Annotated in this window: 19 protein-coding genes; 11 read left to right on the forward strand and 8 right to left on the reverse strand. The window is 66.4% G+C overall.

Annotated elements, in window-relative coordinates:
• Positions 1-4 precede the first annotated feature (4 nt).
• Entirely contained in the window at positions 5-1231 is a 1227-nt protein-coding gene (coaBC, locus tag B2J89_RS11995; RefSeq protein WP_169169321.1) for a bifunctional phosphopantothenoylcysteine decarboxylase/phosphopantothenate--cysteine ligase CoaBC, read from the reverse strand.
• 104 nt (positions 1232-1335) lie between these two features.
• Between coaBC and B2J89_RS12000 the strand changes: the two genes are divergently transcribed.
• From B2J89_RS12000 to ftsB, 5 genes are all read left to right on the forward strand, one after another.
• Positions 1336-3018: a CTP synthase gene (locus tag B2J89_RS12000; RefSeq protein WP_169169322.1), complete on the forward strand. Its 1683-nt coding sequence runs from the start codon at positions 1336-1338 to the stop codon at positions 3016-3018.
• Positions 3015-3872, forward strand: a complete 858-nt coding sequence (kdsA, locus tag B2J89_RS12005; RefSeq protein WP_169169323.1) for a 3-deoxy-8-phosphooctulonate synthase — start codon at positions 3015-3017, stop codon at positions 3870-3872. Before B2J89_RS12000 ends, kdsA begins: the two co-directional genes overlap by 4 nt.
• 4 nt (positions 3873-3876) lie before the next feature.
• On the forward strand, positions 3877-4167 hold the full coding sequence (locus tag B2J89_RS12010; RefSeq protein ID WP_169169324.1) for a DUF1330 domain-containing protein: 291 nt from the start codon (positions 3877-3879) through the stop codon (positions 4165-4167).
• 163 nt (positions 4168-4330) lie between these two features.
• Positions 4331-5614 (forward strand): phosphopyruvate hydratase, encoded by a 1284-nt coding sequence (eno, locus tag B2J89_RS12015; protein ID WP_169169325.1) that lies wholly within the window; start codon positions 4331-4333, stop codon positions 5612-5614.
• A gap of 45 nt (positions 5615-5659) precedes the next feature.
• Positions 5660-5935 carry a cell division protein FtsB gene (gene ftsB, locus B2J89_RS12020; protein ID WP_169169326.1) on the forward strand — a complete coding sequence of 92 codons (276 nt, stop codon included), beginning with the start codon at positions 5660-5662 and terminating at the stop codon, positions 5933-5935.
• A 187-nt stretch (positions 5936-6122) separates the two neighbouring features.
• On the opposite strand, the gene B2J89_RS12025 is transcribed toward ftsB, so the two are convergent.
• Positions 6123-7115: an Hsp33 family molecular chaperone HslO gene (locus B2J89_RS12025; RefSeq protein ID WP_169169327.1), complete on the reverse strand. Its 993-nt coding sequence runs from the start codon at positions 7113-7115 to the stop codon at positions 6123-6125.
• A gap of 31 nt (positions 7116-7146) precedes the next feature.
• On the reverse strand, positions 7147-7671 hold the full coding sequence (locus B2J89_RS12030; protein WP_169169328.1) for a gamma carbonic anhydrase family protein: 525 nt from the start codon (positions 7669-7671) through the stop codon (positions 7147-7149).
• Between the two features lie 84 nt (positions 7672-7755).
• On the opposite strand from B2J89_RS12030, the gene B2J89_RS12035 reads away from it, so the two are divergent.
• The 3 genes from B2J89_RS12035 to B2J89_RS12045 all read left to right on the forward strand — a co-directional run bounded on the left by B2J89_RS12035 (position 7756) and on the right by B2J89_RS12045 (position 11251).
• Positions 7756-8559 (forward strand): ferritin-like domain-containing protein, encoded by an 804-nt coding sequence (locus tag B2J89_RS12035; RefSeq protein ID WP_169169329.1) that lies wholly within the window; start codon positions 7756-7758, stop codon positions 8557-8559.
• 79 nt (positions 8560-8638) lie between these two features.
• Entirely contained in the window at positions 8639-9907 is a 1269-nt protein-coding gene (locus B2J89_RS12040; RefSeq protein WP_169169330.1) for an EAL and HDOD domain-containing protein, read from the forward strand.
• A 54-nt stretch (positions 9908-9961) separates the two neighbouring features.
• Complete coding sequence (locus B2J89_RS12045) at positions 9962-11251, forward strand: EAL and HDOD domain-containing protein (RefSeq protein WP_169169331.1); 1290 nt, start codon at positions 9962-9964, stop codon at positions 11249-11251.
• A gap of 90 nt (positions 11252-11341) precedes the next feature.
• On the opposite strand, the gene B2J89_RS12050 is transcribed toward B2J89_RS12045, so the two are convergent.
• From B2J89_RS12050 to B2J89_RS12060, 3 genes are all read right to left on the reverse strand, one after another.
• Positions 11342-12304, reverse strand: a complete 963-nt coding sequence (locus B2J89_RS12050) for a tripartite tricarboxylate transporter substrate binding protein (RefSeq protein WP_169169332.1) — start codon at positions 12302-12304, stop codon at positions 11342-11344.
• A 63-nt stretch (positions 12305-12367) separates the two neighbouring features.
• Positions 12368-13267 carry a site-specific tyrosine recombinase XerD gene (gene xerD / locus B2J89_RS12055; RefSeq protein WP_169169333.1) on the reverse strand — a complete coding sequence of 300 codons (900 nt, stop codon included), beginning with the start codon at positions 13265-13267 and terminating at the stop codon, positions 12368-12370.
• Between the two features lie 74 nt (positions 13268-13341).
• Positions 13342-14304, reverse strand: coding sequence for a tripartite tricarboxylate transporter substrate binding protein BugE (locus tag B2J89_RS12060; RefSeq protein WP_169169334.1), 963 nt, complete (start codon positions 14302-14304; stop codon positions 13342-13344).
• Positions 14305-14492: 188 nt separating this feature from the next.
• Here B2J89_RS12060 and B2J89_RS12065 point away from each other — a divergent pair, with 188 nt between their 5' ends.
• Positions 14493-15398 (forward strand): AEC family transporter, encoded by a 906-nt coding sequence (locus tag B2J89_RS12065; protein WP_169169335.1) that lies wholly within the window; start codon positions 14493-14495, stop codon positions 15396-15398.
• Between the two features lie 108 nt (positions 15399-15506).
• On the opposite strand, the gene B2J89_RS12070 is transcribed toward B2J89_RS12065, so the two are convergent.
• Positions 15507-16154 (reverse strand): GntR family transcriptional regulator, encoded by a 648-nt coding sequence (locus B2J89_RS12070; protein ID WP_169169336.1) that lies wholly within the window; start codon positions 16152-16154, stop codon positions 15507-15509.
• Between the two features lie 93 nt (positions 16155-16247).
• Here B2J89_RS12070 and B2J89_RS12075 point away from each other — a divergent pair, with 93 nt between their 5' ends.
• The gene (locus B2J89_RS12075) at positions 16248-16838 is read left to right on the forward strand and encodes an HD domain-containing protein (RefSeq protein ID WP_371809065.1); all 591 of its coding nucleotides are present in this window, start codon (positions 16248-16250) and stop codon (positions 16836-16838) included.
• Positions 16835-17785 (forward strand): tripartite tricarboxylate transporter substrate binding protein, encoded by a 951-nt coding sequence (locus tag B2J89_RS12080; protein WP_169169337.1) that lies wholly within the window; start codon positions 16835-16837, stop codon positions 17783-17785. The genes B2J89_RS12075 and B2J89_RS12080 overlap by 4 nt, the downstream gene beginning before the upstream one ends.
• A gap of 90 nt (positions 17786-17875) precedes the next feature.
• Here B2J89_RS12080 and queG read toward each other — a convergent pair whose 3' ends face one another.
• Entirely contained in the window at positions 17876-18919 is a 1044-nt protein-coding gene (gene queG, locus B2J89_RS12085; RefSeq protein ID WP_169169350.1) for a tRNA epoxyqueuosine(34) reductase QueG, read from the reverse strand.
• Between the last annotated feature and the right edge of the window lie 3 nt (positions 18920-18922).

Here is an 18922-nt window from a genome sequence, read left to right on the forward strand (position 1 = left end):
CCCGTCAGGCCGCGGGGCGGGGTGGCAGGCGGGTGGCCAGGTCTTCCACCAGCTGCCGCGCCAGCGCACGCTTGGAAGCACGCGGCAGCTCGCGGTGGCCTTGCGCGTCGACCAGCAGCAGCGCGTTGTCGTCCAGGCCAAAGGTGGCCGGGCCGATGTTGCCTACCAGCAGCGGCACGCCCTTGCGCGCGCGCTTGGCGCTGGCGTGCGCGAGCAGGTCGTGGCTCTCGGCGGCAAAACCGACGCAAAACAGGTCGCCGACCAGCGCATGCTGCGACTGCGCCACGGTCGCCAGGATGTCGGGGTTCTCGACAAAGCCGAGCACCGGCGTCCGGCCCGAGCCATCCTTCTTGATCTTCTGCTGCGACTGCGAGGCCGGCCGCCAGTCGGCCACCGCGGCAGTTGCTATGAATACGGTAGCTGTCTGCGCACGCGGGATAACCGCTTCGAGCATTTCTTGTGCAGATTGCACGTCCACGCGGTGGACGCCGCGCGGCGTGGGCAGGTGCACCGGGCCGGCCACCAGCGTGACCTCGGCGCCAGCCTCGCGCGCCGCGCGCGCAATCGCAAAGCCCATCTTGCCGCTCGAATGGTTGGTGATGCCTCGGACCGGGTCGATGGCTTCGAACGTCGGGCCGGCGGTGACCAGGACCTTCTGCCCCGCCAGGCGCTTGGGCGTCAAAAAGGCGATGGTTTCTTCGAGCAGTTCGGCGGGCTCGAGCATGCGCCCGTCGCCGGTCTCGCCGCAGGCCTGGTCGCCGTGGCCCACGGCCAGCACCGCGGCGCCGTCCGCGGCGACCTGCGCCAGGTTGCGCTGCGTGGCCGGGTGCGCCCACATTTCACGGTTCATGGCCGGCGCCAGCAGCAGCGGCACGCGCTCTTGCGGCCGCGCCAGGCACAGCAGGCTCAGCAGCTCGTCGGCCCGGCCCTGCGCCAGCCGTGCCACGAAGTCGGCGCTGCAGGGAGCGATCAGGACCACATCGGCCTCGCGGCCCAGGTTGATGTGCGGCATGTTGTTGGACTCGCGCGCGTCCCACTGCGATCCGTACACGGGCCGGCCCGACAGCGCCTGCATCGTCACGGGCGTGATAAAGCGCTCGGCGGCCTCGGTCATGACCACCTGCACGGTGGCGCCCTCCTTGATCAACAGGCGGCACAGTTCGGCCGATTTGTAACAAGCGACCCCTCCGCTGAGGCCCAGAAGCACGTGTTTGCCAGCAAGCTCATTCATGGCCTGCAATTTAGCAGACGCTGCCATGGGGCCAAGCGTGCGGCGGCCGGCAGGCCCGCAGGGGTGACACCTATAATCCCAATTTCCCACCACCTATAAATGACATGACCAAATTTGTCTTCGTCACCGGCGGTGTGGTGTCTTCCCTGGGCAAGGGAATCGCCTCAGCCTCCCTTGCCGCGATCCTCGAATCGCGGGGCCTCAAAGTCACCCTCATCAAGCTCGACCCGTACATCAACGTGGACCCGGGCACCATGTCGCCATTCCAGCACGGCGAAGTTTTCGTGACCGACGACGGCGCCGAAACCGACCTCGACCTGGGCCATTACGAGCGTTTCATTGAAACGCGCATGAAGAAGTCGAACAACTTCACCACCGGCAAGATTTACCAGTCGGTGCTCGAGAAAGAGCGCCGCGGCGACTACCTCGGCAAGACGGTGCAGGTGATTCCGCACGTCACCAACGAGATCCAGGAATTCATCAAGCGCGGTGCCGGGATGGACACGCCCGACGCGGTCGATGTGGCCATCGTCGAGATCGGCGGCACGGTGGGGGACATCGAATCGCTGCCTTTCCTTGAAGCCGTGCGCCAGATGAGCCTGCGCATGGGCCCCAACAACACCGCCTTCGTGCACCTGACCTACCTGCCCTGGATTGCCACGGCCGGCGAGCTCAAGACCAAGCCCACCCAGCACACGGTGCAGGAGCTGCGCAAGATCGGCATCCAGCCCGACGCCCTGCTGTGCCGTGCGCACCACCCCGTGCCGTCGGAAGAGCGCGAAAAGATCTCGCTGTTCACCAACGTGCAGGAATGGGGCGTGATCTCCATGTGGGACGTGGACACCATCTACAAGGTGCCGCGCATGCTGCACGAGCAGGGCCTCGACGGCCTGATCTGCGATAAGCTGCGCCTGAACACGCCGCCCACCAGCCTCAAGCGCTGGGACGCGCTCGTGCACGAGACCGAAAGCCCGCAAGGCGAAGTGCGCATTGCCATGGTGGGCAAATACGTCGAGCTGTCGGACAGCTACAAGTCGGTCAACGAGGCGCTGCGCCACGCCGGCATGCAGAACCATGTGCGCGTGAAGATCGACCACATCGACTCCGAGACCATCGAAGGCCATGCCGCCGAGAAGCTCGCGCAGTACGACGCCATCCTCGTGCCCGGTGGCTTCGGTTCGCGCGGCGTCGAGGGCAAGATCAGCACGGCCCAGTACGCCCGCGAGCACAAGGTGCCCTACCTCGGCATCTGCCTGGGAATGCAGGTCGCCACCATCGAGTACGCCCGCCATGTGGCCGGCCTCGAGGGCGCCAACTCCACCGAATTCGACCCCGCCACCCCGTACCCGGTGATCGCACTGATCAACGAGTGGAAGGACGCGGACGGCTCCATCCAGACGCGCGACGCCAACTCCGACCTCGGCGGCACCATGCGCCTGGGCGCGCAAAGCTCGGACGTGGAACCGGGCACGCTGGCGCACCGCATCTACGGCAGCGTGGTGACCGAGCGCCACCGCCACCGCTACGAAGCCAACGTGAACTACCTTGAGCAGCTGCGCAAGGCGGGGCTGGTGATCTCGGCGCTGACCCAGCGCGAGCACCTGACCGAAATCGTCGAGCTGCCCCAGGCCGTGCACCCGTGGTTCATGGGCGTGCAGTTCCACCCCGAGTTCAAGTCGACCCCGTGGGACGGCCACCCGCTGTTCAACGCCTTCATCAAGGCCGCCATCGCCCACCAGAAGCCCGCGCCCGCTGCGGCCGCCCACCCCCAAGAGGTGCCAGCATGAAACTCTGCGGCTTTGACGTCGGCCTCGACCAGCGCTTCTTCCTGATCGCGGGCCCCTGCGTGATCGAGTCCGAGCAGCTGCAGATGGACGTGGCGGGGCGGCTTTTGGAGATCACCGCCAGCCTGGGCATCCCGTTCATCTTCAAGAGCAGTTTCGACAAGGCCAACCGGTCGTCCGGCACCAGCTTTCGGGGCCCCGGCCGCGACAAGGGCCTGGAGATCCTGGCCAAGATCCGCCGCGAACTGAACGTGCCGGTGCTCACCGATGTGCACACCGAGGACGACATCGCCGCGGCCGCCCAGGTCGTCGACGTGCTGCAGACGCCTGCCTTCCTGTGCCGCCAGACCGACTTCATCCGCGCCGTGGCGCAGTCGGGCAAGCCGGTGAACATCAAGAAGGGACAGTTCCTCGCGCCGCACGACATGAAGAACGTGATCGACAAGGCCCGCGCCGCAGCGCGCGAAGCCGGCCTTCCCGAGGACAGCTTCATGGCCTGCGAGCGCGGCGCCAGCTTTGGCTATAACAACCTGGTCAGCGACATGCGCAGCCTGGCCATCATGCGCGAGACCGCTGCGCCGGTCGTGTTCGACGCCACGCACAGCGTGCAGCTGCCCGGCGGCCAGGGCACCACCAGCGGCGGCCAGCGCGAGATGGTGCCGGTGCTGGCGCGTGCGGCCGTGGCCGTGGGCGTGGCGGGGCTGTTCATGGAGACCCATCCCGACCCTTCCAAGGCGCTGAGCGACGGCCCCAACGCCGTGCCGCTGCAGCACATGCAGGCGCTGCTGGAAACGCTGGTCGCCCTGGACGCTGTCACCAAGAAAAACGGATTCCTCGAAAACAACTTTGGAGCCTGAAGACATGAGCAGTGGTTACGTCATCGCATCGGTCACCGTCACCAACCCCACGCAGTACGAGGAGTACCGCAAGTGGAGCTCCGAGGCCATGCGCGTGCACGGCGCCGAGGTGTGCGTGCGCGGCGGCAAGGTCGAGGTGCTCGAAGGCGACTGGAATCCCGGCCGCACCGTGATCCTCAAGTTCCCCAGCTTCGAGGCGGCCCGCGCCTTCCACGACACGCCCGAGTACCGCAAAGCCAGGGCCGCGCGCGAAGGCGCTGCCGTGATGCGCATGGTCTGCGTCGAAGGCGTCTGATAACGTTCCCGCTGCGCTGCGGACCGCCGTGCCAGGCGCTGCAGCCATTCCTTTATTGATAGCTGCCAGCGCACGCCAGCATTGCGCCAGAGGCTATTTTCATCAATAAACTGGCGCCCCGATAACGTGCCAGTTTCTTTTCAAAAACTCCCCAAGGAAGACCATGAGTGCCATTGTTGACATCGTAGGCCGCGAAGTGCTGGACAGCCGCGGCAACCCCACCGTCGAATGCGACGTGCTGCTCGAATCGGGCGTGATGGGCCGCGCGGCCGTGCCCTCGGGCGCCTCCACCGGCAGCCGCGAAGCCATCGAGCTGCGCGACGGCGACAAGGGCCGCTACCTGGGCAAGGGCGTGCTCAAGGCCGTGGAGCACATCAACACCGAGATCTCCGAGGCTGTGCTGGGCCTGGACGCCTCCGAGCAGGCCTTTCTCGACAAGATCCTGATCGACCTCGACGGCACCGACAACAAGAGCCGCCTGGGCGCCAACGCCATGCTGGCCGTCTCGATGGCCGTGGCCCGCGCCGCTGCCGAAGAGTCGGGCCTGCCGCTGTACCGCTACCTCGGCGGCATGGGCGGCATGCAGCTGCCCGTGCCCATGATGAACGTGATCAACGGTGGCGCGCACGCCAACAACACGCTCGACATCCAGGAATTCATGATCGTGCCCGTGGGCGCGCCGAGCTTCCGCGAAGCCGTGCGCTGGGGCGCCGAGGTGTTCCATGCGCTCAAGAAGATCATCCACGACAAGGGCATGAGCACCGCCGTGGGCGACGAAGGTGGCTTTGCGCCTTCCGTGGAGAGCCACGAAGCCGCCATCCAGCTGATCCTGCAGGCCATCGACGCGGCCGGCTACACCGCCGGTGAGCAGATCGCCCTGGCCCTGGACTGCGCCGCCAGCGAGTTCTACAAGGACGGCCAATACCACCTGGCCGGCGAAGGCCTGGCGCTCAGCGCCGAAGCCTGGACCGACATGCTGGCCACCTGGTGCGACAAGTACCCGATCATCAGCATCGAGGACGCGATGCACGAGGGCGACTGGGACGGCTGGAAGCACATCACCGAGCGCCTGGGCAAGAACGTGCAGCTGGTCGGCGACGACCTGTTCGTCACCAACACCAGGATCCTGCAGGAAGGCATCGACAAGGGCATTGCCAACTCGATCCTGATCAAGATCAACCAGATCGGCACGCTGACCGAGACCTTCGCCGCCATCGAAATGGCCAAGCGCGCCGGCTACACCGCCGTGATCAGCCACCGCTCGGGCGAAACCGAGGACAGCACCATCGCCGACATCGCGGTCGGCACCAACGCCGGGCAGATCAAGACCGGCTCGCTGAGCCGCTCGGACCGCATGGCCAAGTACAACCAGCTGCTGCGCATCGAGGAAGACCTGGGCGACATCGCCCACTACCCCGGCCGCCGCGCGTTCTACAACCTGCGCTGAGCCGCGCCGCTGGCCGAACGCCGCGCCTAGCCGTATTGCGAAGCCATGGTCTCCCGCCTGGTCACCCTGGTGCTGTTGGTCCTGCTGACTGCACTGCACGCCCAGCTCTGGCTCGGGCGGGGCAGCGTGCTGCGCGTGCAGGAGATGCAGCGCCAGATCACCGCGCAGAAAGCCGCCAACGCCAGCGCCAGCGCCGCCAATGCGCGCCTCATGTCCGAGGTGCACGACCTCAAGGAAGGCCTCGACATGGTCGAGGAGAAGGCGCGCAGCGAGCTGGGCATGGTCAAGCCGCACGAAATCTTCGTGCAGTACACGCCCTGAAACGGACGCGGCATGCGCCGCCCGGTGGCGCCGCCAATGCGGAACGGCGAAAGAGCGCGCTGCATGCTATTTTTTCAATAGCTGCAAGCGCTTGATCCATCAGCGCTACAACGCTATTTGATCAAAAAAGCAAGCCGTGCGGGGATGCCGGTGCCGCGCGCACGCCGCGCTCCACGCCGGCCCGGTGTCACTGCACTGCCGAGGGCGCGGGCGGCTGGCGCACGGGCGGGCCAGCGAAAATCTGCGCCGCATCCACGGGATCGAAGTGGTACTGCTTGCCGCAGTATTCGCACGCCACCTCGATCCGGCCCTGCTCGGCCAGGATGCTCTCGGCCTCCTCCACGCCCAGGCTTTGCAGCATGCGGCCCACGCGCTCGCGGCTGCAGGTGCAGGCAAAGCGCGGGCCGGTGGCGCCTTGCTGGGGCTCGAAACGCAGCAGCTTCTCTTCCCAGAACAGGCGCCGCAGGATGGTCTCCACGTCGAGCGTGAGCAGTTCCTCGCGCGTCAGGCTGGCCGCCAGGTGCGCGATGCGGTTGTAGTCCTCGTTGCGGCCGATCTGGTCTTCCTCGTCGCGCCGCGCCGCACCGCCCGCAATGTTGCCCTCGCCCTTGACCGGCATGCGCTGCACCAGCAGGCCCGCGGCGACGCGGTCGTTGGCCGCCAGCACCAGCGTGGCGTCGAGCTGCTCGGACTGCAGCATGTAGTGCGACAGCACGTCGCTCAGGCGCTCGAGCTTGCGCCCCTGGGCATCCACCAGCGGCACCACCCCCTGGTAGGGCTGCTGGCCCGGGAACTTGTCCTTGGGGTCGAGCGTGATGGCACAGCGCCCGCCGCCACCCACGTTGACCAGCGCACCGAGCGCGGCGTCGTCCGCCACGTCGCCCTTGAGCGTGGCCGTCGCGCGCAGGCTCAGGTCGGACTGGACCTCGGCCACGGCCAGCTTGACCGGACCGTCGCCAAAAATCTGCAGCACCAGCGCGCCGTTGAACTTGATGCCCGACTGCATCAGCACGCCGGCCGCCGCCATCTCGCCCAGCAGCTCGCCCACGGGCACGGGGTAGGCGCCCGAAGCGGTGTTGTCTGCGCGCCGGCGCAGCATTTCGGTCCAGGCATCGGTGAGGCGCACGATGGCGCCGCGCACGGGCTGGCCGTCAAAAAGAAATCGGTGAAGTTCAGACACGCAAGGGTTTCCTGGAATGAAGCGGCCGCGTTCAGCCGGTGTTGCGCAGGCCGCTTTGGAAGCGCCGCGCGTTGTCGATGTAGTGCTGGGCGCTCTGGCGCAGGCCCTCGATCTGCTCGGGCGTGAGCTGGCGCACCGCCTTGGCGGGGCTGCCGATGATCATCGAGCCGTCGGGGAATTCCTTGCCTTCGGTGACCAGGGCGCCCGCGCCCACAAGGCAGTTCTTGCCGATTTTGGCGCCATTGAGCACCACGGCGCCAATGCCGATCAGCGACTCGTCGCCGATGGTGCAGCCGTGCAGCACCACCTTGTGGCCCACGGTCACGCGCTCGCCCACCACCATCGGCTGCCCCACGTCGGCGTGCAGCACGCTGGCATCCTGGATGTTCGAGCCCGCGCCGATGCGGATGCACTCCGTGTCGCCGCGCACCACGGCGCCGAACCACACGCTGGCGTCGCTGCCCAGCTCCACGTTGCCCATCACCTGCGCGCTGTCGGCCACCCAGGCCGTCGCAGCCAGGGTCGGGGCGACCCCATCGAGTTCATAAATTGCCATGGACCTGTCCTGTCTTGAAAGGCGAAAAAAGCCGCCCTGGCACGGCAGAATCCGTGGCCCCAGGGTTTTCCTACAATTGTAGGGATGGAACTTCGCCACCGCGCCTTGCAGGTCTTGTGCCTTGCAGACCCTGAGCAAAAAGCAGCCTCAGCCCTTGACACACATGCGCAAGCAGCTCTTTATTCAATAGCAGAGCAGGCGCCGGCGGCGCCCACCGATGCGCAGGCCCTGCCGGGCCGCCCCGCGCGCCCGGCGCTGCTGCGCCACACCGAGGTGGCACGGCGCTCGCCCGCCACGCTGGAAGGGCGGGCGGTGCTCATCCACGCCATTGCGCACATCGAGTTCAATGCCATCAACCTGGCGCTCGATGCCATCTGGCGCTTTGGCGGCATGCCGCGCGCCTATTACCTCGACTGGCTGCGCGTGGCCGCGGAAGAGGCCCAGCATTTCAACCTGCTGCGCGCCCACCTGCGCAGCATGGGGCACGACTACGGCGACTTTCCGGCCCACCAGGGCCTGTGGACCATGTGCGAAAAAACCCAGCACGACATCGTCGCGCGCATGGCGCTGGTGCCGCGCACGCTCGAGGCACGCGGGCTGGACGCCACGCCGCTCATCCAGCGCAAGCTCCGCCAGGTGGGCACGCCCGACGCGCTGGCCGCCGCCGACATCCTGGACACCATCCTGCGCGAGGAAGTGGGCCATGTCGCCATCGGCAACCACTGGTACCGCTGGCTGTGCGCCCGCGAAGGGCTGGAGCCCGAGCCGCATTACGCGACTCTGGTACAACGCTACGAGGCGCCGCGCCCCAAGCCGCCGTTCAACGAGGCGGCGCGGCGCCTGGCCGGCTTCAGCGAAGCCGAGCTGCAATGGCTGCAGCACGGCTGACGCGCGCGCCCCTGCCGGTCCACCGATCCTTCCTAAAATAGCCCGCACCCCTGCCCCCACCCGATTGAAGCCACTGAACATGCCGAGCACCCCCGCCACCGGGATTCCCTACACACTTTCGCCAGACGCTGGCCAGTCCTCCGTGGCCCTGATTGCCCGCCAGGCCATCGTGAACGCGCAGCAGGCCGTGATCGGCTACGAGCTGTTCAACCGGTCGCGCACCGGCCCCACGCACACGGCGGCCACCGACGTCGCACTGGTCTTCACCGCGCTCTCGCACGCCGGCACCGACGAGCTGGTGGGCAAGAAGCTCATCTTCGTCAACTGCACGCACGAAAGCCTGGCCGGCGGCCACCTCGAACTCGTCGACCCCGACAAGGTGGTGCTGGAGATCCCGCCGCTGGGCCATGTCGCCACGCAAGAGGTGGGCGCGCGCCTGCCCATCCTCGCGCAGCTGCGCGAGCGCGGCTTTCACCTCGCGTTCAACCACACGGTGCTGCAGTCCGCCTATGCCGCGTGGCTGCCGCTGGCCGACTACATCAAGCTCGACCTGTCGCTGCTGGCGGCCGATCAGCTGGCGGTGCTGATCCGCTATGCCCAGCGCCACTCCAAGGCCGAACTGATCGCCGAGAAAGTGGAGACCGCGCAGCAGTACGACACGGTATCGAGCCAGGGCGTGCAGCTGTTCCAGGGGTACTGGTTCGCGCGCCCTGCCCTGGTGCACGCCAAGCTGGTGACGCCGGCGCAGGCCAGCATCCTCGGGCTCATCAACCTGGTGCGCCAGCAGGCCAGCACCGACGAGATCGAGGAAGTGCTCAAGAAGGACGCGGGCCTGGCCTTCAACCTGATGCGGCTCATCAACTCCTCGGGCTTCGGCCTCACGCGCGAGATCACCTCGTTCCGCCAGGCGGTGATGCTGCTGGGCCTCAAGAAGCTGTTCCGCTGGGCCGCGCTGCTGCTGACCACCTCGCGCGCTGGCGGCACGCCCTCGTCGGTGGGCCACACCGCCGTGGTGCGCGGCCGGCTGATGGAACTGCTGGCGCTGGAGACCATGTCGCAGGACGAGGCCGACCAGGCCTTTGTCGTCGGCATCTTCTCACTGCTCGACACCATGCTGGGCCTGCCGATGGCATCGGCACTGAACCTGCTGAGCGTGGGCGACAACGTCGAAGCTGCGCTGCTGCGCCACGAGGGCACGCTCGGCCAGCTGCTGCGACTGGCGCAGGCCTGCGAGTCCAATGACGATGCGGCGTTTGACAGCGCGGCAGGCATGCTGCACCTGAGCAGCGCGCAAATCAACGGCGCCCATCTGCAGGCCCTGGCCTGGGCCGACCACGTCAGCGACTGACAGGGCCGCCCGCCCCGCCGCCTAGAATCAAAGCCCCACCCCTGCGCCCGAGCCATGTCCAGCACCTTCTCCCCCGAATCCCTTGCCCCCATCCATGGCGCCGACAACAGCGCAGTGGCCGAATCCGACAACGTGGCCGTGATCGCGCGCCAGGCCATCCTGGACGAGCAGCGTGCGGTCTACGGCTACGAGCTGTTTGACCGCTCCACCGCCACCCACGCCCACACCGCCGCCAGCGACGCGGCCCTGCTGTTCAATGCGCTCTCGTATGCGGGCACCGAAGCCTTGGTGGGCAAGAAGACGGTGTTCATCAACTGCACGCACGAGAGCCTGGCCGGCGGCCACCTGGAGCTGATCCACCCCGAGAAGGTGGTGCTGGAGGTGCCCACGCTGGCCCATGAGGCCACGCCCGAAGAGATCGAGGGCCGCATCGCCGCGCTCGACGGCCTGCGCAAGCGCGGCTTTCGCCTGGCCTTCAACCAACAGGTGCTGCGCCGCCCCTACGCGTCCTGGCTGCCGCTGGCCTCGTTCATCAAGCTCGACATGACGGCCTTCAGGCCCGAGCTAGCCGAAGCCCTGGTGAAGTTTGCGCGCGCCCACACCCAGGCTGCGATCGTGGCCGAAAAGGTCGAAAGCGCCGAGCAGCACCAGCTGATGGCCGGCCTGGGCGTCAAGCTCTTCCAGGGCTACTGGTTTGCCCGGCCGTCCCTGGTCAAGGCGCAGACCATCCGCCCCTCGCAGGCCACCGTCATCCAGCTCATCAACCTGGTGCGCAAGCAGGCCAGCACGGCCGAGATCGAGGACCTGCTCAAGAAGGACCCCACGCTCTCGTTCAACCTGCTGCGTTTCATCAACTCGTCGGGATTTGGCCTGTCGTGCGAAGTCACCTCGTTCCGCCATGCGGTGATGATCCTGGGCCTCAAGAAACTGTTCCGCTGGGCCGCGCTGCTGCTGACCACGTCGCGCGCCGGCGGCACGCCGCCGGCCGTGGGCACCACGGCGGTGGTGCGCGGGCGGCTCATGGAGCTGCTGGCGGCCGAGCTGTTGCCGCCCGAGGAATGCGACAACGCGTTCGTCGTCGGTGTGTTTTCGCTGCTCGACACCATGCTCGGCGTGCCCCTGGAAAAGGCGCTCGAATCGGTCGCGCTGCCCCAGCCCGTGGTCGATGCGCTGCTGCACCACAGCGGCGTGTTCGCGCCGTTCCTGGCGCTCACCATCGCCTGCGAAACCGGGGACGAAGCGACTTTTGCGCACAATGCCGAGCTGCTGCACCTGTCCAACCGCCAGGTCAACTGGGCCCACCTGCAGGCCCTGACCTGGGCCGAGAACCTGGGCGAGGAATAAACGGCCCGCCGTTCGGGCGGTCGACCTGGCGCGCCCTTTTCCCAGGGCGCGGGCCCTTCGCAGCGTGCGGGCACGGCCAGCCCGCGCGCCTCAGTCCAGCTGCAGCTTGCGCTCCTTGATCAGCTTGGCCCATTTTTCGTTGTCGGCCTTCACGAAACCCGCGAATTCGCGCGCACCCAGCGCATGCACCTCGGCCCCGGCGGTGGCGAACTTGGCCTTGAGTTCAGGCTGGGCCAGCACCTTGGCCAGTTCGGCCGACAGCCGTTCGACCACTTCGGGCGGCAATCCGGCCGGCCCGACCAAGCCCTGGAAGCCGACCGATTCCATGCCGCCCAGCCCCAGCTCACGCACCGTCGGCACGTCGGGCAGCTGGGGATCGCGCTTCGGGCCCGTAACGGCCAGGGCCTTGAGCTTGCCGCCCTTGATCTGCGGCAGCAGCACGCTGCCCGCGTCGATCAGGATCTGCGTCTGCCCGCCGATCAGTTCCTGCACCGCAGGCGCGCTGCCCTTGTAGGGCACATGTGTCATGTCCAGCCCCGTGACCTGGTTCATGAGCTCGCCATTGAGATGGGTCGAGGTGCCGGCGCCGCCAGAGGCGAAATTGACCTTGCCGGCGTTGGCACGTGCCCAGGCCACGAAATCCTGCAGGTTCCTGGCGGGGTGGTCGGGCCGCGTGACCGCGATGTAGCTGCCCTGGCTGATCTGCCCCACGTAGCTGAACTGCTTGACCGGGTCGTAGGGCATCTTCTGCTGCAGGTAGGGGGCGATCGCGAACGGGCCGGTGTTGGCCAGGAGCAGCGTGTAGCCGTCGGCCGGCGTGCGCGCCAGTTCGCTCGCAGCGATCGTGCCGCCAGCCCCCGGCTTGTACTCGATCACGATCTGCTGCTTGAGCGCTTCCTGCAGCGGGATCTGCACCGTGCGCGCGGCAAAGTCGATGCCCCCACCGGGGGTATAGCCCACCAGCAGCCGGATGGGCTTGGCCTGCGGCCACGCCTGGGCGAGGGCCAAGCCGGCAGCGCCCAGCAATGTCGCGGCGATCAGTATTTTCTTCATGCTTTGTCTCCTCTGGTGGTCACAAAAATGAGGGGCAGCCGGGCCCGCGGCGCGCGGCCCGGCCTACCCGCGCGGGTGGTGCTGGGCATGCAGTGCTTTGAGGCGCTCGCGCGCGACATGGGTGTAGATGGTGGTGGTGGAGATGTCGGCATGGCCCAGCAGCAATTGCACGACGCGCAGGTCTGCACCGTGGTTGAGCAGGTGCGTGGCGAAAGCATGGCGCAGCGTGTGCGGCGACAGCGGCGCCGTGATACCGGCGGCGAGCGCGTACTTCTTCACCAGCATCCAGAACATCACGCGCGTCATGCCCGCACCGCGCGCGGTCACAAACAGGTCATCGGTCTGCTGCCCGCCCAGAATGGCACTGCGCGCTTCGCGCAGGTAGCGCTCGATCCAGGCGTGGGCCTCCTGGCCAAACGGCACCAAGCGCTCCTTGTCGCCTTTGCCGATGACCCGCAGCACGCATTCGGCCATGCCCAGCTGGTAGGTCTTGAGCGTCACCAGCTCGGTCACGCGCAGGCCGCTGGCGTACATCAGCTCCAGCATCGCGCGGTCGCGCAGGCCCAGGGCGGTGGCGGCATCGGGCGCTTGCAGCAGGGCTTCGACCTGCGCCTGCGACAGCGTCTTGGGAATGCGCGGCGGCTGGCGCGCGGCCAGCAGGCGCACGGTGGGATCGGCGCCGATGCGCTGCTCGCGCAGCGCCCAGTGGAAGTAGCGGCGCAGCACGGTCAGGCGCCGGTTGGCGGTGGTGGCACGGGTGTCTTCGTGGCGCGCCGCGAAATAGGCCTGCAGATGCGGCTCGGCCGTGTCGTCCAGCGCCAGCGGCTGGGGTTGCATGGCCAGCCACTGGGCGTACAGCGCCAGGTCGCGGCGGTAGGCGGCCAGCGTGTTGCGCGACAGGCCGTCCTCGAGCCAGAGGGTGTCCACAAAGCTGTCGATGGCGGTCTGGCTGGCGGGCAACATGTAAACACCTTGGCAAAACAAAAAGCCCGGCCGCCCCTGCGAACCGGGCCGGGGCCGGCGGGCGCCGGCAAGGCTCAGTCGATGGCGAGCTTTTGCTCGTCGACCACTTTTTTGTAGACCGCGAATTCGGCCTTGATCTGCTCGCTGAACTGCTCGGGCGTATTGCCGATGATGATCGAGCCGGTGTCCTCGATGCGTTTGCGCACGGCAGGCTCTTCAAGCGCCTTGCGCACGGCGGCATTGACCTTGTCCACGACCTCCTTGGGCAGGCCCTTGGGTCCGACGATGCCGTAGTAGGCCATGCGGTTCACCGGCTCCAGACCCACTTCCTTGAAGGTGGGCACGTCGGGCAGGGCGGCCACGCGCTGCGGCGCGGCCACCACGATGGGCACCAGGCGCTTGTCGCGCACAAAGGCCAGGGTCGACGGCAGGTTGTCGAAAATGATTGGCACCTGGCCCGCGACCGTGTCGTTGAGCGCAGGGCCCGAGCCGCGGTAGGGGATGTGCGTGATGAAGGTGCCGCTCAGGTTCTTGTACAGCTCCATCTGCAGGTGCGCGATGCCGCCCGTGCCCGACGAGGCGAACGAGTATTTGCCGGGGTTCTTTTTCACTTCGGCGAGGAAGGACTTGTAGTCCTTGGCCGGAAAGTTCGGGTTGACCGCGATGATGTTGGGCGTGGCCGCGATGTTGATGATGGGCGTGAAGTCGGTCAGCGGGTTGTACGGCGTCTTGGGGTTGATGGCCGGGTTGGCCGCCGTGGTCGAGACCGTGGCCACGCCCAGGGTGTAGCCATCGGCCGCGGACTTGGCCGTTTCGTTGGCGCCCACGATGCCGCCGCCGCCGGACTTGTTTTCCACGATCACGCTCTGCCCCAGCGCGCGGCCCAGCGGGTCGGCGATCACGCGGGCGATGATGTCGGTGGTGCCGCCCGGCGCAAAAGGCACCTGCAGCTTGATGACCTTGTTGGGATAGCCCTGGGCCAGGGTGGTGCCAGCGGCGAGAGCCAGGGCCAGGCCCAGCCAGTTTTTCGGGTGCATGTAGACGGTCTCCGGATGTGTGCAAAAAAGACCTTTGATCCTAAGCGCTGCAGGTCGCCGATCGCCGGGCCAGGCGCAGTTTCCCTCTCCGGAAAAACCCGCAGGAGGGGCGCCGCAGGGCGACCGCGCCGGCCCACGCGCAGCTGCGCTGCCGCGCCAGCGCATGCCCGCACGGTATCCTGCACGCCGTGAATTACGCGCAGCTCCTCTTCCCCGATTTCTCCCTGATCCTGTGCGGCTACCTGATCAGCCGCTACACGGCCCTCAACCGCTCCGTCTGGCAGCCCGTAGAGAGCCTGGTGTACTACCTGCTGTTTCCGGTGCTGCTGTTCCGGTCCATCCTCAAGAGCCCGATCGACCCGGGCGCGGCCTCGGGGCTGATGGCCGCGGGCATTTTGTTGAGCCTGGCGGGCATTGCGCTGGCCTACTCGCTGCCGCGCATTCCCTGGATCGGGCGGCGCCTGGACCTGCGCGACCATGCGGCCAGCGCGCAGGTGGCGTTCCGCTTCAATTCGTTCATCGGCCTGGCGCTGGCCGAGCGCCTGGCCGGACCCCAGGGGCTGCAGATGATTGCCGTGCTGATCGGCGTGTGCGTGCCGCTGCTCAACGTGGCCGCGGTCTGGCCGATGGCGCGGCAAGGGCAGCACAGCTTTGCGCGCGAGCTGCTGCGCAACCCGCTGATCGTCGCCACGGCCACGGCGCTGGCCTGCAACCTGCTGGGCCTGCAGATCCCAGGCTGGATCGAGCCCACCGTCCAGCGCATCGGCGCGGCCTCGCTGGCGCTGGGCCTGATGGCCGCGGGCGCGGGCATGCAGTTTGGCCTGCTCACGCGCAGCAAGGCGCTGTCGGCCTCCGTGCTCTCGATCCGCCACCTGCTGCAGCCGCTGTGCGCGTGGGCGATTGCGCGCGCGCTGCAGCTCGACGCGGTACAGACCACCGTGCTGCTCGCGTTCTCGGCCTTGCCGACGGCCTCGTCGTGCTACGTGCTCGCGGCGCGCATGGGCTACAACGGCCCCTATGTGGCGGGGCTGGTGACGGTGTCCACGGTGCTCGGGCTGGCGAGCCTGCCGCTGGCGCTGGGCCTGCTGCGCTGAGGGCTGGCGGTTGCTACTGTTTGGATAGCTTCTTGCGCTGACCCAGCAAGGGTTTGGTCCGGTTTTCCCTGGAACGCTCGTGCGGGGTTCCCTGCCAGTCAGGGCGCGTCAATGGCGCATCAGGCTGCAGATCCGCTCGGCATTGACCATGATGTCGCTTCTCACGGCGTCTGCCGCCATGACCGGATCACGCTTCTCGAACGCCTTGAGCATGTGGGCGTGAAAGTGCTTGTCCTTGTCTGTGGTGAAGCGGTTTCCCTTGAGGCTGTGGAGTATGGGGCCGGCGATGACACAAATGTTCTCAACGAACTCTGCCACCTGGGGAATGTTGGACTGGCTCAGGTAATAGCCATGGAAGTTTCGGTTGAGGATGAGTCCTTGCTCGTAGTCGCCGGACTCCATGGCCTCCGCCTGCAGGTCATAGATGTCCTGCCACCCGCTCAAATTGAAGGGAAGCTCCTCTTTGAGGATCTGCTGGATGATGCTGGCCTCCAGTTCGGCGCGAATTTCCGACAGCTTGAAGTACTGCTGCTTGGACACAGCACGGATCACGTAGGACCTGGACCCCGCTTTTTCCAGGTATTCCTTTTCAGCCAGGCGGATCAGCGCCTCTCGGATCGGCGTCTGGCTCACGCCCAGCTCCTTGGACAGCTGAGGCAGCTTCATCGGCGTGCCTTGCTCGTACTTCCCGGCGGTGATGGCGTCGCGGATATGCGTAAAAACACGCGCCGTCAAGTCGATATTTTCAATGGTCATGCAGCTCTCTCCAGCACCCTTACTGGGGTTTACACCAACACTGTTTTATAAATTATCAAATATATTTTATCAAGTTCTTCTTAGGAGATTTCGGTGAATGAAGCTTTGACAAATTTCAAAAACATCCAACACAGCAGCAAGGAGGATTGGGAAAAGATCGTTGCTGTGCTCACGCCCTACAAGTTCCAACTGCACGAGCGCATCATGAAGCATCTGATGGAACTGGCCGGCGACTTCGCGGGCTTTCCCGTGGACCGGCTGACGCATTCCTTGCAGACCGCCTCCCTGGCCTTCGACGATGGCCGCGATACCGAATACGTCGTCTGCGCCTTGCTGCACGACATCGGCGACACGCTGGGCAGCTTCAACCACCCGGAGTACGCAGCCACGCTGCTGCAGCCCTTCGTGTCTGAGCTCAACTACAACATGGTCAAGTACCACGGCGTCTTTCAGTCGCACTACTACGGCCACCACATTGGGCTGCCGCCCGGCAAACGCGAGCAGTTCCGGGACCAGGACCACTACCAGTACACGATCGACTTCTGCGAAAAGTACGACGCACCTGCGTTCGACCAGGATGCCAAGTTTTACCCAGTGGAGTTTTTTGCCCCGATGGTCAAGGAAGTGTTTACCCAGCCCAAAGCGGCCCTGATGAAGAATGTCTTCAAGAAGGAAGAAGCATGATGTTGAAGAAATTTCTCACCGGCGTGGCCCTCGGCACGGTGGTTCTGGCTGCCAGTGCGTCTTCCGCTCCGTACACGATCGTTGTCCCGTTCACCCCAGGCGGCGCCAGCGATTCCTTTGCCCGAATTGTTGCCAGAGAGCTCAACCAGGAGCTGGGCGTCCCGGTCATCGTTGAAAACCGTCCGGGCGCTGGCGGCAGCGTCGGTGCGGCCGCCTTCTCCAGGCTGCCAAAAAACACTCGGAGCATCTTCCTCGGGACGATCAGTACGCACGCCATCAACCCCTATCTCTACAAGAACATCAACTACAACGCCAAGACGGACTTCACGCCCGTGGCCATGGTGCTGAGCTTGCAGAACATGCTGGCCGTCAATGCCAAGTCGAACATCCAGTCGGTCGAGGACTTGGCGGCCGAGGGGAAAAAACGCAATCTCACCTTCGGCTCGGCAGGCACCGGCTCGTCGGCACACCTGTCTGCGGAGACCATGGCGATGATGCGCCCTGAAATGCAGGTGACCCACATCCCCTACAAGGGCGCAAACCCGGCGAACATGGACCTGCTCGGTGGCCAGATTGATTTCGTTTTTGACAATATCTCCAGCATCCTGCCCCAGGTGCAGTCCGGCAAGCTGCGCGGTCTGGCCGTGACCAGCAAGGAGCGATCGCACCAGGCCACGGGCATCCCCACCATGGACGAGTCAGGCTTCAAGGGCTATGAAGTGATCTCCTGGTTTGGCTTCTGGCTGCCCAAGGGAAGCGACAAAGCCATGGTCGATGACCTCAACAAGGCCCTGGCGAAGATCTACGTCAAGCCGGAATTCGTCAAGTCGATCAAGGATGTAGGCGCCTCTCCGACCTTGAAAACCGGCGCCGACTTCGTCGCTTTTGTAGAGGGCGAGCAAAAGCGCTGGAAGGAAATGGTTGAAAAGCTCGACATCGAGATGTGAGCGCGTCCGCGCTGCCAGCGCGCGGCGCGGTGCACCGCATGCCCACGGAAGCTATTACTTTAGTAGCTGCCTGCGCTTATCCAGAAAGGGCTAGAGACCATTTTGGCTTAAAGCCCAGGCCACGTGCTCGCGCACCAGCGCACTGGGGTCGTCGGCGCGCGAGAGCAGCGCCGCGCGCACCTCGGCGCTGCCCGTGGCGCGCAGCGCATTGCCCAGCGCCACGGCCACGTTGCGCAGCCAGCGCTCGTGGCCGATGCGGCGGATCGGGCCGCCCTCGGTCAGGCGCAGAAAGGCCGCTTCGTCCCACGCGAACAGCTGCACCAGCTGCTGGCCCGACAGGCCGGCGCGCGCATCGAAGTCGGGCAGGCGGCTGGCCTGCGCATATTTGTTCCAGGGGCAGACCAGCTGGCAGTCGTCGCAGCCGTAGACGCGGTTGCCGATGAGCGGGCGCAGTTCGAGCGGAATCGGCCCGCCGTGCTCGATGGTCAGGTAGGAGATGCAGCGGCGCGCATCAAGCCGGTAGGGGGCCACGATGGCCTGCGTGGGGCAGACGTCGATGCATGCCTGGCAGCTGCCGCAGTGCGCGCTCACGGGCGGCGTGGGCGCCAGCACCATGTCGACATAGATCTCGCCCAGGAAGAACATCGAGCCCGCGTCGCGGCTCAGCACCAGGGTGTGCTTTCCGCGCCAGCCCTGACCGCTGCGCGCCGCCAGCTCGGCTTCGAGCACCGGCGCCGAATCGGTGAACACGCGGTGGCCCAGCGGCCCGACCTCCTGCGCGATGCGGTCACAGAGCTTTTGCAGGCGCGCGCGCAGCACCTTGTGGTAATCGCGCCCCCGGGCATAGACCGACACCGCGCCTTGCGCCGCATCCGCCAAGCGCGCAAACTCCACCGCCTGCCAGCCGGGGGGCGTCTCGCGCGGCAGGTAGTCCATGCGCGCCGTGACCACGCTCACCGTGCCTGGCACCAGTTCGGCCGGGCGTGCGCGTTTCAGGCCGTGCGCCGCCATGTAATGCATCTCGCCATGGAACCCCTGCGCCAGCCACTGCACCAATCCGGGTTCGGCGGCGGACAGGTCCACGCCGGCCACGCCAATTTGGGAAAATCCCAGTTCGCGCGCCCACTGCTGAATTTG

The organism is Acidovorax sp. SRB_24, assembly GCF_012931925.1.

Bases quoted from the DNA above. Each gene is read 5' to 3' on its own strand.
- coaBC (WP_169169321.1), bottom strand. From the start codon at position 1,231: ATGAATGAGCTTGCTGGCAAACACGTGCTTCTGGGCCTCAGCGGAGGG.
- B2J89_RS12000 (WP_169169322.1), top strand. From the start codon at position 1,336: ATGACCAAATTTGTCTTCGTCACCGGCGGTGTGGTGTCTTCCCTGGGC.
- kdsA (WP_169169323.1), top strand. From the start codon at position 3,015: ATGAAACTCTGCGGCTTTGACGTCGGCCTCGACCAGCGCTTCTTCCTG.
- B2J89_RS12010 (WP_169169324.1), top strand. From the start codon at position 3,877: ATGAGCAGTGGTTACGTCATCGCATCGGTCACCGTCACCAACCCCACG.
- eno (WP_169169325.1), top strand. From the start codon at position 4,331: ATGAGTGCCATTGTTGACATCGTAGGCCGCGAAGTGCTGGACAGCCGC.
- ftsB (WP_169169326.1), top strand. From the start codon at position 5,660: ATGGTCTCCCGCCTGGTCACCCTGGTGCTGTTGGTCCTGCTGACTGCA.
- B2J89_RS12030 (WP_169169328.1), bottom strand. From the start codon at position 7,671: ATGGCAATTTATGAACTCGATGGGGTCGCCCCGACCCTGGCTGCGACG.
- B2J89_RS12035 (WP_169169329.1), top strand. From the start codon at position 7,756: ATGGAACTTCGCCACCGCGCCTTGCAGGTCTTGTGCCTTGCAGACCCT.
- B2J89_RS12040 (WP_169169330.1), top strand. From the start codon at position 8,639: ATGCCGAGCACCCCCGCCACCGGGATTCCCTACACACTTTCGCCAGAC.
- B2J89_RS12045 (WP_169169331.1), top strand. From the start codon at position 9,962: ATGTCCAGCACCTTCTCCCCCGAATCCCTTGCCCCCATCCATGGCGCC.
- B2J89_RS12050 (WP_169169332.1), bottom strand. From the start codon at position 12,304: ATGAAGAAAATACTGATCGCCGCGACATTGCTGGGCGCTGCCGGCTTG.
- xerD (WP_169169333.1), bottom strand. From the start codon at position 13,267: ATGTTGCCCGCCAGCCAGACCGCCATCGACAGCTTTGTGGACACCCTC.
- B2J89_RS12060 (WP_169169334.1), bottom strand. From the start codon at position 14,304: ATGCACCCGAAAAACTGGCTGGGCCTGGCCCTGGCTCTCGCCGCTGGC.
- B2J89_RS12070 (WP_169169336.1), bottom strand. From the start codon at position 16,154: ATGACCATTGAAAATATCGACTTGACGGCGCGTGTTTTTACGCATATC.
- B2J89_RS12080 (WP_169169337.1), top strand. From the start codon at position 16,835: ATGATGTTGAAGAAATTTCTCACCGGCGTGGCCCTCGGCACGGTGGTT.